The organism is Caballeronia sp. S22, from assembly GCF_964261745.1.
Classification (GTDB): Bacteria; Pseudomonadota; Gammaproteobacteria; order Burkholderiales; family Burkholderiaceae; genus Caballeronia; species Caballeronia jiangsuensis.
The window spans coordinates 660,488-673,609 of the sequence record NZ_OZ180040.1 but is presented as its reverse complement, the minus strand read 5'-3'; the positions used below and the strand labels follow the sequence as shown (position 1 = coordinate 673,609).

Here is a 13,122-nt window from a genome sequence, read left to right as displayed (position 1 = left end):
TACGTCGCTCGGCACTCAGATATAGACTGCGTCCCGCAGATCGTTCCAGATCTGGCGCGACAACTCGATGAAGCGGGGGGAATTGCGCGCCTGGGCGACGTCGCGTGGACGCGGCAGGTCGATGTCGTACGAGGACTTCACGGTCGCCGGACCTGAAGTCAGCACGAACACCTTGTCCGCAAGCGCAATCGCCTCCTCGATATCGTGCGTAACGAACACGACCGACGCGCCGTTCTCGCTCCACAGGTGCAGCAACTCACCCTGCAGCAGCGTGCGCGTCTGCACGTCGAGCGCGGAAAATGGCTCATCCATCAGCAGCATTTCGGGCTCGTTGACGAAGGTCTGCGCGAGCGCGATGCGCTTGCGCATGCCGCCCGAAAGCTGGTGTGGATAGTGACGCTCGAATCGCGCGAGCCCCACGCGCCGGATCCATTCCATTGCCCGCTCGTACGCCCGTGCCTTGACCTCGCCACGATAGAGCGGGCCAGCTGCGACATTGTCGAGTACGTTCTTCCACGGGAAGACTGCGTCGGACTGCAACAAGGCCGATCCGCCGATTGATGTCGTCGACAGGCTTACCCCAGATCCGAAAGGTGCCGGAACTTGGCTTCGCAAGGCCGGTGACGAGACTCAGCGTCGTGGATTTGCCACAACCGGTCGGGCCAACGACGGCGCAGAACTCGCCCTTCGCGACGGTCATGTTGAAGTTCTGCAGCGCCAATATTGCCTTGCCGTCCGGGCTGATGAAGCGCCGGCTGACGCGGTCGAGTTCGATCGCCGGCACGTCATGCGACGCGATGTGGGAATGCTGCATGGTTGCGAGTCGGGCTTCCATGAGATGAATACCTATAGAACCGGATTGATATCGGTGGCCCGCCCGTGACAGCCCGCTGCCGGATATCGCTCGCGACGCGGTTACTGGGTCACGGAACGGTTCCAGTTATACGGAGCAACCTTAAAAGGAGGCTGAACGGAGTATGAATCTCCGTTCAGGGAATCCTCGCCGCTGCCGTTCTTTCTTGCGCTCATCTGCGAGAGGTTGATTGCGCCGAACAACCGTCGCAGATAGCCCAGCAGCCGGCCGGACTAAGCACCGGCCAAGCCTCCCCGGAACGCTTGAACTGATTTTATAGATCGCTCAGATTGCATTTAACCGGCGCTTCTAACGTTGCGATGCATCTGCGTAAGTGCGCTCTGCCGGGCGCGTCTCTGCAATACCGACGAGGCAACCGCGTCTGGTCTTTTGCACCGTCGACGCTCACAATGACGTGCCGTCTCTCGCTCGAAAAAAAAGGAGGAGAAACCCCGTGAGCCCAAACGAATCCCGTTCAGTAGAAGCTCAGCGCCCGACCCGCTTCCCGCATCCACTGACCATCGCGGCAGCCATAGGTGTTGCGGCGTGTGCAATGAGCGGCCCCGTCAACGCCGGTCCGCCGCCGATGATGGAGTGGCTCGTACCCGTCCCCAAGAGCGCGATGCCGCCAACCAAAGAACAGGTTAACGATGCAATGAAGGTCGGTCGCGCACTGCCCGAACCGGAAATCCTGCAACCGCGGCTTGACGATGCATTGCCCGACTACAGCCCACGCACCGATATTGCGCTCAGCGGCTCGTTCGCTGGGGCGACGTCGGACGTGCTGCCCGCGCTCGTCAATCGCTGGATCGACGGCTTCAGGAGGTACTACCCAAACATCGACATTCACATCTCCCCGCCGTACGCAGGCAGCATCGGCGTGAAGGAACTCGTCGACCAGAAGCTCGATTTCGTGTTTGTGTCGCGCGAGCTCAAGCCCGACGATGTCTCTGGCTTCAGGGCTAAGTTCGGCTACGACCCGTTCAGCGTCCCGATCTCCGGCGGGTCGTACCGGCATGCCGGCTTCGTAGACGCAATCGCCTTTTTCGTCAATAAGGAGAACCCGATCGAAAAGCTCAGCTATGCTCAAATCGACATGCTCTACTCACGTACGCATCTGCGCGGCGGCGAGCCGGTCAGGACCTGGGGCGATTTGGGTTTGATGGGCGATTGGGCAGATAAACCCGTGCACGTCTACGCGATCAGGCCGTGGAACGGCTTCGAGGAGTTCGTCCGGCAGCGAGTGCTCAGCGCCGGTGGCCAGCGAGGCGAGTGGCGCAACGACATCCGCTACGATAAGCTCGTATTCCCGCTCGCGACGAACGTTGCGAACGATCGCTACGGCATCGGATACTCGGGCATCGCGTACATCGATGCGCCGATCAAGATGCTGCCGCTCGGCGAGTCGGACAGCGGCCCATACATCGCACCGACCTACGAAAACATTGCGCTCGCTACCTATCCGCTAAGTCGCCTAATCTACTTCAACACCAACAAGGCGCCGGGCAAGTCGCTCGATCCGGTCCTTGTCGAATTTCTGCGCTACGTGTTGAGCAAGCAGGGCCAGCAGGTCGTGCTAGATCACGCGACATATATGCCGCTGCGTGCGAGTCAGTGTGAACGATCGCGCGCGATGCTTGCTCCGTGACCCAGACGGGGCGCGATCCTTCCTGAACCCAGCACCGGTGCCGCGCGCGCGGTCCGATGCACGTTGCAGGGTCGACCAACCGTCCGATTTTGTATTCGTCCAATGCCGCCGCAGCGCGAGCCCTGTAGCGCCGGTCTGGCCGACACAACCTGAATTTTCTTTCAGGCCGCGTTAATGCTCGCTCAAGGTAGCGCCGTCAGACTTTACTCGCAGCCTGCTTCCACGACGTTCGCACCACCCAGAGAGGAGACACATGACGACCCCTATCAAGACGCTGCTTGCCGCTATGCTCTGTGCGATGTCGATGTCCGCGGCGTATGCTGTCAAGGCCACCACGACCGCACCCTTGCCCCATCCGAAGAACTGGACGCCACCGGCCACGAAGATCTATGCGCAGCAAATGGCTGAGCAGATCATGCACCGGCATCCGGATTTGATCAGCGTGACGTTTCACGGCGTTCCGCCGGGCATGACAGATACGTACACGATGTTCGCGGGCTCTTACGTCGATCGGATCGGCAACGCCGACGATCCAGACGACATCGATATTTCCAAGAAAGGCATCACGATTGTCGATCCGCGTTGGCATCGCCCGAACGACTTGGTCAAGAAATTCGCGATGATGCTGCCCCTACGCGACGCGCATGGCAACAACGTCGGCGAAATCGTGCTCGCGTACAAGAACGACGGCGCGAACGCGAAAAGCGAGACCGCGTTCTTCCTTGAGTCGACGAAGCTGCGCGACGCGCTTCAAAAGCAGATTCCCAGCTACGGCGCGTTGTTCGAGCCCGCGAAGTAGGCGCTATCCAATTCTTGCTCGTCAGTTACACAGATCGACAGGAGCGGCGAGCCAGCATACTTAATAATGAAGAGCGTGACCACTCAGTTGCCTCTTACGAGGTACTGCACTACCTGTTGATCGCCGCTCGTTCTCGCGATCGCCGTGCAACGCTCGGTGAGCGCACGGCAATTCGCGACGTTCGACGGATGGACGTTTTGGCTTTTGGCGACAGTTGTCCGGTAAGAGACACCCGCCCGGGTATTTATTTATCCGCGCACCATTTTCCCCGCGAATCTTGCAATCACACACTGCAAGCGGCGCCGCAGCGCGTTAAACGCGTGGCTAAGAAATCAGTCATCGACGCGACCCGATTCTGAAATTCCAGAATCGAAGGCTATACCCTGCCCTGTCTTGTGAAGAAGCATTAATCAAATCAATAGGTTGAACCTTTGCGTTCGCCGTCCCTTGTTGGCGCGGGACTCAATCAGGCTCGCGACGCACTCGCGTGTCCAGAGGTAGAACGGCATCGCCAGTTGGTCCGGCATCCGAAGGGCGGCGGCCCCGTTTGCCAGGCTTCAACGCCCGTGCGCCGCCTTCTCTGGACAGCTTCATTCATTTGGACCGCTCGCAGGCTTACACCGTACGTTGCGACCGCCCCGGTTTGTGTCATCCCGCCACGCACCGCGCTTACTACCAGCTTTTCAGGTGGGCCTGCGTTGGCTCCATCCAACCTTCGGGCATCAGTTTTTGCTTTCATGCCCATATAACGCATTGCGCACTGTTTGGTGCACACGTCAGTATCTGGGCCATCGGACAACTGCTCATTCCGATGCGCGACGTAATCCAAGTCCGAGAATCAGGACATGGCCACGCGGCTTCGTGGTCACGAACGGCTTGAACAAATGCGCGAGCCTCGCGGTTCGATGCCGCGAGCGTCGTCACGACGAAGAGAAGGACGCGAGACTGGTCGTCTATCCGGCAATCTCCGATGCAGATGCGGCGTCCGTCGCACGTGGCGAGCGCATTGAGCCCGTCACCGAACAAATTGGCGATCACCTGCCCCGGTGCGTCCGGGCTTGCTTTTATCACCCCGTCCGGCCCGGCATCGATATCAACATGAGCCGTTTGGTAGCCGGTCAAATCTCAGACTGGACGGCATCCTGAAAAAATGTTCAGGATGCTTTCAGAATCTATTCATTCGAGCATCGTATCGTGGCCACAATATACCGATATCACTGGACGACTCAACATGAAAACCAGACCGGCCAAGCATAGCTTAATGGCTTCAGCTATAGCCCTCACTCTCGCCGCTTCTCCGTCTGCCTTTGCCTTCGACGGCTGGCATCTGCTGAACGCCGCCGTCATCCCCGGCGAGGCATCGGGATGGGACTATGTCTCGGTCGATTCAGCAAGGCACCACGTTTTCCTCGGCCACCGCGAAGAAGGTTTGCAGGTCTTCGACCCTACGCTCCGGAAGGTAATCAAGGTGATCGGCAATACGGCGAACGACAGGTCGGACGGTGCTGTACTCATTCCCGACTTTGACCTTGGTATCTCGAATAACGAAAATGGCACCATTACGCCCTTCAGTCTCTCGACTCTCAAGGCGAGGCCCTCGATCAAGGTCGGCGACGATCTCGATACTAGCCATTACGATCCCGTCAGCAAGCGCCTTGTGCTCAACATGGGTGCCGAGGCAAACGGCACAGAGTTGATCATGCTCGACGTGCCGTCCCTGAAGGAAGCAGGCCGCTTTAAGGTGCCGAGCAAGAAAGCTGAGGGCGGCGACAGCGACGGCAAAGCTTTTTTCTTCTTGGCGGCGCAGGACATCGATAAGGTTTATAAATTAGACACCAGGGCAGGCAAGCTCGTAGACACCTTCGACGTCGCGCCGACGTGCGGTCGTCCCACCGCGGTTACTGTGAACGGTGCCGACGAGCGCGTCTACATCAGTTGCCGAGGGCGCGATACCGTGAAGCCCTCGTTTGTTGTGCTCAACGGCGACAACGGCAAGGTCGTTTACACCGCCCCAATCGGTGAGGGCACCGACAGCATCATCTATGACGCAAGCCTCAAGCGCATCTTGACGGCCAATGGCGTGAGTGCCAACCTTAACGTCTTCGAGGTCGATGGCCCAGACAACTACAAGCCGCTCGATACGCTGGGCACGCGTGCCGGCATGCGCACGATGGCCATGGATACGAAAACCCATGTGATCTACGCTGTCACCGCGGAAAGCAGCGCTGATCCGTCCAAGAAAATCCGGACGGAGGTTTCGCCCTTTTACGGAAACACGTTCTTCCCCAACACTTATACCGTGATGACGTATGGCAAGCACCGTTGACCAACCGAAAAATGCAGTCTATTCGTAGTCCGATGTATATAACGTAGCTTTTTGGGTGATTTGGCGTGAAGACGACTGGTCGCCAGGACCGCTGCCTCAGTTATTACCGCCCACGTCGATCGTGCCGGCCCCGCCGGTCGTCGGCAGTCCGGAGTCGGGATTAATCACCGGTGGCCCGGGAAAATGATTGCTTGCCGAGGCCAGAATAAACCAGTTGCCGACCCGCCCGTGATCCGGTTGGCAACGTCGGAGATGCCAACGACTCCAATATCAGGTCGGTGTCGGGCCGGTTCACGTAAATCTTCCGAGTCAAAGCCGAGTCGGCGGCAACACTATGCTGCTGGATTGCGCAACCCGAACGGACTTTCGTGGCAACCGAACAGCGGGGCCTTGTGGAGGCATTGCGATTCGTTCACGAGCGCCCCGCACGAAGCCGTTTGTCGAGCAGCAAGATCAGCCGCCCTCGCCTCACTTGGCCAACGGCCAGCGTTCGGCTGCGCTTCATCAGCACCACTTCCTCGCGCTCCGATTCACTCAGATTCATTTTCCCCATCCGGGTCCGGAGCGCTACACGTAATATTAATAGATACGGTAACGACTCAACACATTGCGTCACTGCGCGACGGACGACAGGCCTACTCGACATAAAGCGGTCGTCAACAGACATCGCCCCGCTCCCGCGTGCCGCAACTCGACTCGCCGCTACGTGAGCCTCGACGGCTATCCGACCGCATCCCGAAGGCGTCGAGAAGAACTGCGGCACCGCCCTTAGTCGTCGTCATGGGCAGCACTATCGCGGGCTAAGGGGACACAGTCGTGCGGCAAAAAAGTATCAAAGCACGAACCGCACATGAAACGCGTGGCCGACCGATCAGCCGTCAAACGTGGGCCGATTCTGAAGTTAAAGAATAGAACGGCCGTGATCCTCGTTAATTTTTAAAAAAATCACGTTAAATCAATAGGTTAGTTATTTTTGTTCTGCACGTTTTTTTGGCATACGACTTGCCTTATTACCAGCCATAGGCCTGCCGTCGCGACTCCGCAGCGTAAAGGCCAACTAGGCGACCGGGTCCCGGGCGTCAATCCGGAGACAACATCATGACCCTGTCATTGCCCAAGTGCCGCATCGGCAAATCATTAGCAGACCGCTCCCGCTTTCCCTGCCACGCGTCACGAACCATCCGCTAACCCGCGACGCGGGGAGACGCGCTTCGTTCGAACGACACGGTTAGCGCCGCCTCGCAAGCGGGATGTTAGACCACCGCCCATACAGAAACCAAATCCGAAGGAGACGATATGCAAGTCACAGGTATGTTATACGGCTCGCAACTGCTGCAGTTCGGCGGCTTCCCAACTGCCGAGGTGCTCGGCCCGGACGCCAGCGAGGAACAAATCAAGGCGCTGATCGACCGCCACGGCTCGGTGTTCGTGAAGCCGATGTTCAAAGGCGGCGTAGGTAAGAAAGGCAAAGCTGGGCTCATCGGACGTGCGAGCGATCTGCGCACGGCGCTGAAGGAGAAGGAGCGCCTCTACTTCGCGGAGCATCGGCACGGCAACCAGTACTCGAAAGCTAACGGTGTAACGTTCGAAGGCGCTGTGCCCGCCACGCACGAGGTGTATTTCTCGATCACTGATTCCACGCGCTTTCGCGCCCCGACGATGACCCTCACGCATCACGGTGGCATGGACATCGAGGAACTCGACCCGAGTATGATCGCGCAAGTACCATTCGATCCGCTCACGGGCCTGAAGGCGTTCGTTGTCGCCAATGCACTCTCACGGCTGAATGCGCCGAAGGAGATCATCTCCCCGCTCGTGCAGCATCTGCCAAAGCTCTGGGAGCTGTATCACAACTTCGGCATGACCACGCTTGAGCTTAATCCGATTCGCATGCAGCCGGGCCGCGATGGCCGTCTGACGCCGGTGGCCTGTGACTTCAAATGCGGGTTCGACCGGGACGACGCGCGCTGGCAACGCCTGGACCTTCCCGCACATCTCTTCTCGGTGGACTACTCCGACTTCGAATCGGAGATCAACCAACTCCGCACCTACCAGGGCCAGAGCGACGTGTACGTCATCAACGAGCGCGGCACGATTCTCGCGCCCACTTTCGGCGGCGGCGCGAACTCGCTTGTCTCGGAGATGCTCGGCGACGACGCCATTATCTCCTCCGACTTCGGCGGCAACCCGCCCTACGAGAAAATGAAAGAGGTTGCGCGCATCTGTTTCAAGCACTGGTTGAAGCAGACCAATGTGCTCTTCATCATCGGCGGCAAGTCGAACAACACCGACATCTTCGAGACCCTTCGCGCCATGGCCGACGCCCTGCGCGAGCACTTCAGCCAGCACGGCCCGACGCCGCTCTACCTCGTGATCGGCCGCGGCGGTCCAAATCTCGTGCGCGGGCTCGGCGCGATTCGCGACACGTGCGATGCGTTGGGTCTGCCTTATAGCATCTTCGGCTTCGATTCGGACATCAGTGAGGTCATCCGCTATGCGAAGGCGACTGACGCATGGATGAAGGCGGGGGGCCGCGAGCAGATCGCGGCAAAGCTCAACATCCCCACATCCAAGGCAGCGCACGCTTAAGCGAGACCTCGCGATCGCATCGAATAATATCCTGGAGGAAGACTATGTTTCAGAAGGGTGTAGGTGAATTCAAGTACCACGTCGGCATCAGTTCGCTCGCACAGGCGGCGAGCCGTGAGGACCGCGTGTGTGTGCTCAACATTCTCGGCGGCGAGTCGCGACAGGTCACGCCCGTTGGCCATGTCTATTCGGGCGGCAACGTCGTGTTCGGCACGTCGCCGGGACGGCGCGGGCAGTTTCTGGAAACCCAACTCGGCAACATTCCCGTCTACAACAATGTGCTCGAAGGCCTACAGGACGGACATCGCTTCAATTGCGGTGTAGTGTACCTGCCGCCTTCGGCCGCGCGCGACGGCGTCGCCGAGCTAATCCGCGTCAACCCCGAACTGAAGAAGATCTTCATCGTGACGGAGAAGCTCTCCGTGCACGACTCGCGCGAAATCCGCGCGATGGGTCAGCAAAACGGCATCGACATCTTCGGAGGTAACTCGCTTGGCGTGGCCGATGCGTGGAACCGCGTGCGTATCGGCGGTGCGCTCGGCGGCGATAACCCCGACGAGGCCCTGCGCAAGGGGTCGATTGCGCTCTTTTCCAACTCGGGAAACTTCACAACCACGATCGCTACGTACCTGCGCATGGCGGGCTGGGGAACAACCACACTTCTGTCAAGTGGCAAGGACGTGTACATCCACTTTGCGGCGCCCGAATTCGCCTTCGCACTCGCCAATGACGCGCGCAGTAAGGCCGCCGTGCTTTATTCCGAACCGGGCGGATATTACGAGCTCGACGCCGAGTTCACGAAGCCGGTGGTCGCGTGCGTGGTTGGCCGCTGGAAACAGAAGCTTACGCGTGCGGTGGGACATGCCGGCGCGCTCGCGGGCGGCAACGACGACGCCGCCTCGAAGGAGCGCTGGTTCATGGAGAAGTTCGGCGTCGATCGCGAGTTCACGCCAGACGATCCTGTTTGTAGTGCTAAAGGTGCGCTTGTCACCAATATCGCCTATATTCCTGCGGCGCTTACTGCTGTGATGCGCGAGAACGGATCGCGGCCGGATTTTGAGCCAGAAGGCAGCCTCGCGTTGAAGCCCTGGTTCCGCTCGTCGCAGGGGCTTACGTTGCCTACGGAGCTCGATCTGCCGGCCGTTACTGCGCTCGCCCCTTACGATGCGCAGATCGCCACGCTGAACCAACAAGTCGGTGTCGTGCTGCCACGCGAGAACATGAAGGATGCATCGGGCGCCTCGCAGATGGACCTGCAGACGCAGGTGGCGAGCTTGCATGGCGTGTCGGTACTGCAGGCGTCGCAGCACTCACTCGAAGCGAACCTGTGTCTCGCGCTGTTGCACGAAACTGGCGGCGAGAACGACGCAAAGCTCGTCAGCACCGCGATTGGCGCGTCGGTTAACCTTTGCGGGGACGTCACGCTCGCCGCCGCCCAGGCCGCACGCGAGGCAGGCAACGCGCCTAATAGCGTGCTCGCGGCGGCGGTGAGCATCGTCGGTCCGCGCCGCGCCGAAGGTGCGCGGCAGGCCGTGCGGGCTCTGGTCGACCTCGGCGTCGCGGCGGATCTTGCGGATGCGCTCGACGACGCGTTCGACACGTCAACGCTACATGCAGATGACGCGACCCGCGCGCAGTTCACCGCGCCCGAGCCTGACGAGTTGGCCGAAGCGATGCTCGTGGGCCTCGATCGCCGTGGGGCAAAGTCGGTGTTCATCCGTTATCTGCGCTCGCTGGGCGTGCCACTCACCGCTGACGCCGTCCTCGCGGCCATTACCACGACGATCGCATGGGGCCCGCTCGCGCGTAAGCGCGTATCGCGCGTGACGGTGGAAAGCCTGCCATGGTGGGTTCGCATCATCGGCACGATGATCGGTGCATCCGCTGACGCGCGGCAGCACGAAGCGGGACGCTTCTGCGGTATGGCAATGAGCGATGTGATCGGCGCCCGCTCGGTGACGACGGTGGCCTGCGCTGCGTTGCTCGGCAGCGAGCCGGGAGCGGCGGATCTGTCCGGATTCCAGACGCTTGTCGGCTTGCTGCTCACGAACGGGCCGGGTGCGATCTCGGCGCAGGGCGCGAAGGGCGCGGTCTCCGCCGACGGACCAGAGACACCCGAGCGTGTGCAGCTCAACAAGGCGATGACCGGCTTTCTTACCCACGCCGGCTATGCGCACGGCGGCAATGGCTTCGAAGGCGTCGCTTTTCTGCTCGAGCGCTTCAGGGACGCGAAGCTGACCGATCCTGGCGACGCTACCCACGGGCTCGACCTTACGGCAATGGCCGCACAGTTCGCGCGGACCTATGGCGAGGAGCGTGCGCAGCGCAAGGAGCTCGGTGCGCAGGCGGGCGCGCTGCCCTGCATCAACCATCCTGTGTTCAAAGGGAAGCCCGTGAACGTTGATCCGCGCGAGGCGTTCGTGCGCGAGCGCTTCAAGGCGCGCGGGGAATACAACGTCTTCCACGAGTACTACCGCGCGTTGGTGCAGGCGTTGTACGACGAGGGCGTCACGCGCAACGTGTTCGCCGTCAATGTCGACGCGGTGATCGCATCGGTCCTGCTCAAGATGCTGTGGACGCGCCACCAGGAGGGCGGCTTCAGCGAGAAGGCGCTGGAGACGGCCGCGTTCACGGTGTTCCTGTACGGTCGCATGATTGGCTGTGCGGGCGAAATCGACGACCACCTCAACCGCGGACGAAATATGGATACACGCACGCCGCAATCAAAGGTGCGGTTCGTCGCCTGAGGGCGCGTGACCCGTCACACAACGATGAGCCGGCGCGATGCGTCGCCGGCCCTAACAGAGCAAGGAGACATTCGTGCATATCACATCCCATACCAGTCAGCATGCCGATGCAACGCCGCCAGGCGTGAGGACCGAGGCGACGGAATCAACCAATAAAGAACGCTTCTGGCCGGAGGGCTGGTGGAAGCTGATGGAGATTCGCATCGGCATCATTCCGTTGCCGGTGTACGTGTTGCTGCTCGTGCTGATTAGCGGCTTCGCGGTGACGGGCAAGGTGCCGGGCGAGATCTCGATGGCGATCGCGGTGCTCGCATTCTTCGGCTTTACTTGCGCTGAGATTGGCAAGCGCATGCCGCTCGTGCGCAACATCGGCGCAGCGGCGATCTTTGCGACCTTCATTCCGTCGGCGCTCACTTACTATCATTTGCTGCCGAAGCCGATCCTGAATCTGACAACCGAGTTCACGAAGCAGACGAACTTTCTCTACCTATTCATTGCCTCGATCATCGTCGGCAGCATCTTAAGCATGGATCGGCGTATGCTGATACAGGGCTTCGTGAAAATCTTTATTCCTCTTGCACTCGGCTCGCTGGCTGCGGCGATTGTGGGCACGCTTACAGGCATGGCGTTCGGCCTAGGCGCACGCCATACGTTGCTCTACATCGTGGTGCCAATCATGGCGGGCGGCGTCGGCGAGGGCGCGATCCCGTTGTCGGTGGGTTATTCGGAGATCATGCACTTGCCGCATGGAGAGGTTTTCGCGCAGGTCCTGCCTCCAGTGATGCTGGGAAGTCTGACGGCGATCGTGTTGTCCGGGGTGCTTGACTTGGTAGGCCGACGCTTTCCGCACCTAACGGGCCAGGGCCGCCTGCTGGTCGGAGAGCACGATGAGATGGATCCAGTGCAGGAGGAGATTCGCGGACATATGGACGTGACACATATCGCCGCGGCCGGCATTACGGCGATCACGCTGTATCTGATGGGCCTGATGTGCCACAAACTGTTTGGTCTGCCGGCGCCGGTGGCAATGCTGTTCCTGGCGGTGGTGGTGAAGTTAGCGCGAGCGGTGTCACCTCAGCTTCAGGAAGGGGCGTTCGTCGTGTACAAGTTCTTTTCGACTGCGGTAACGTACCCGCTGCTATTTGCGATTGGCGTAGCGATGACGCCGTGGGACAAGCTGATGGCGGCTTTCACGGTGGCGAATATCGTGACGATCGTGGTCACCGTTGCGACCTTGATGGGAACGGGCTTCGTGGTAGGGCGGCTGATGAAGATGTACCCGATCGACACGGCGATTGTCAACGCATGCCACAGCGGCCAGGGCGGCACGGGCGACGTGGCGATTTTGACCGCCGCCAACCGAATGACATTGATGCCTTTTGCTCAGATTGCGACGCGTATCGGCGGTGCAATCGTAGTTACGCTGACATTAATCGTACTGGCGCATTTCGGCTGAGTAGGACGACACGCTCTCGGAAAGGCGCCAAGTCCGGCGCCGATTCTGACAAGCCGTTCGACCCACGAGACGGACCAAGCCAACCCGGTCGGTGCGACGCCTCGGGCATTGCAGAGGTCTTAACTCGCGCGATTCAACCGGAAGAATCTTGTGAAAAGCTTCTCAGCGCTGGCCCATACATCCCGACTGTCGGCGTAAAACAGATCAGCTATGGCCGGCAATTGCGACATTCGGAATTGCGTGAATCTATGAACGCGCAAACGGCTGCGTTTAATCAAGGTAAGGCCCGCATACATCTACCTTCTAAAGCGTAAAATCCTCACCACAACTTGGTTCAAAACATGAAATCTAACATTTCTCAAATCTCGATCGGAGTGATCGTGCCATCCACTGCTTGCTCGGAAATGGTCGCAAGACAGTCTACTCAAACTCGCCCGGCAAGCACCTATGCGACGTTGCTTGAGAACCCCGTTGCGTCGCTGGTCAGCAATGTAGCGGATCGGCCCGACGTTCAATCCGTCGCTATTCTTGGCTATAACTGACTGAGCCCCGTCAGTCAGGGCAGCCAACAGATGTACCGGGGAGTCACTCTGCGCAAATTTCGTGGGCCGCGCAGTCCAGTGCCGTCGACGAGTGTGCTCGCGAAACCCTTGCAAGAGCGCGAGTTCATCGAGTGCAAGTTTTTTTTATGAAGTAACGGTCTG

The 13,122-nt window shown here is 59.8% G+C and carries 8 protein-coding genes and 1 pseudogene; 7 read left to right on the top strand and 2 right to left on the bottom strand.

The genetic code is table 11. The features are described from left to right. Positions 1–15 precede the first annotated feature (15 nt). Positions 16–814 (bottom strand): annotated as a pseudogene (locus ACEN42_RS41545) (ABC transporter ATP-binding protein). Positions 815–1,307: 493 nt separating this feature from the next. On the opposite strand from ACEN42_RS41545, the gene ACEN42_RS41540 reads away from it, so the two are divergent. From ACEN42_RS41540 to ACEN42_RS41525, 4 genes are all read left to right on the top strand, one after another. Continuing rightward, positions 1,308–2,501, top strand: a complete 1,194-nt coding sequence (locus ACEN42_RS41540; protein WP_371884150.1) for a PstS family phosphate ABC transporter substrate-binding protein — start codon at positions 1,308–1,310, stop codon at positions 2,499–2,501. A 253-nt stretch (positions 2,502–2,754) separates the two neighbouring features. Beyond that, on the top strand, positions 2,755–3,300 hold the full coding sequence (locus ACEN42_RS41535; protein WP_371884149.1) for a hypothetical protein: 546 nt from the start codon (positions 2,755–2,757) through the stop codon (positions 3,298–3,300). A gap of 861 nt (positions 3,301–4,161) precedes the next feature. Then, positions 4,162–4,446: a hypothetical protein gene (locus tag ACEN42_RS41530; RefSeq protein WP_371884148.1), complete on the top strand. Its 285-nt coding sequence runs from the start codon at positions 4,162–4,164 to the stop codon at positions 4,444–4,446. A gap of 85 nt (positions 4,447–4,531) precedes the next feature. Next, entirely contained in the window at positions 4,532–5,626 is a 1,095-nt protein-coding gene (locus tag ACEN42_RS41525; RefSeq protein ID WP_371884147.1) for a YncE family protein, read from the top strand. Positions 5,627–6,038: 412 nt separating this feature from the next. Here the strand turns inward: ACEN42_RS41525 and ACEN42_RS41520 are convergent, their stop codons facing one another. Beyond that, positions 6,039–6,170, bottom strand: coding sequence for a hypothetical protein (locus ACEN42_RS41520; RefSeq protein WP_371884146.1), 132 nt, complete (start codon positions 6,168–6,170; stop codon positions 6,039–6,041). Between the two features lie 752 nt (positions 6,171–6,922). Between ACEN42_RS41520 and ACEN42_RS41515 the strand changes: the two genes are divergently transcribed. The 3 genes from ACEN42_RS41515 (at position 6,923) to ACEN42_RS41505 (ending at position 12,418) form a co-directional block, all read left to right on the top strand. Next, on the top strand, positions 6,923–8,215 hold the full coding sequence (locus ACEN42_RS41515; RefSeq protein ID WP_371884145.1) for an ATP citrate lyase citrate-binding domain-containing protein: 1,293 nt from the start codon (positions 6,923–6,925) through the stop codon (positions 8,213–8,215). Positions 8,216–8,259: 44 nt separating this feature from the next. Then, positions 8,260–10,962 (top strand): CoA-binding protein, encoded by a 2,703-nt coding sequence (locus tag ACEN42_RS41510; protein WP_371884689.1) that lies wholly within the window; start codon positions 8,260–8,262, stop codon positions 10,960–10,962. A 124-nt stretch (positions 10,963–11,086) separates the two neighbouring features. Continuing rightward, complete coding sequence (locus tag ACEN42_RS41505) at positions 11,087–12,418, top strand: 2-hydroxycarboxylate transporter family protein (protein ID WP_371884688.1); 1,332 nt, start codon at positions 11,087–11,089, stop codon at positions 12,416–12,418. The last annotated feature ends 704 nt before the right edge of the window (positions 12,419–13,122 follow it).

Excerpts from the sequence above, each read along its gene's own strand:
- ACEN42_RS41535 (WP_371884149.1), top strand. The coding sequence starts at position 2,755 with ATGACGACCCCTATCAAGACGCTGCTTGCCGCTATGCTCTGTGCGATG.
- ACEN42_RS41525 (WP_371884147.1), top strand. The coding sequence starts at position 4,532 with ATGAAAACCAGACCGGCCAAGCATAGCTTAATGGCTTCAGCTATAGCC.
- ACEN42_RS41520 (WP_371884146.1), bottom strand. The coding sequence starts at position 6,170 with ATGAATCTGAGTGAATCGGAGCGCGAGGAAGTGGTGCTGATGAAGCGC.
- ACEN42_RS41515 (WP_371884145.1), top strand. The coding sequence starts at position 6,923 with ATGCAAGTCACAGGTATGTTATACGGCTCGCAACTGCTGCAGTTCGGC.
- ACEN42_RS41510 (WP_371884689.1), top strand. The coding sequence starts at position 8,260 with ATGTTTCAGAAGGGTGTAGGTGAATTCAAGTACCACGTCGGCATCAGT.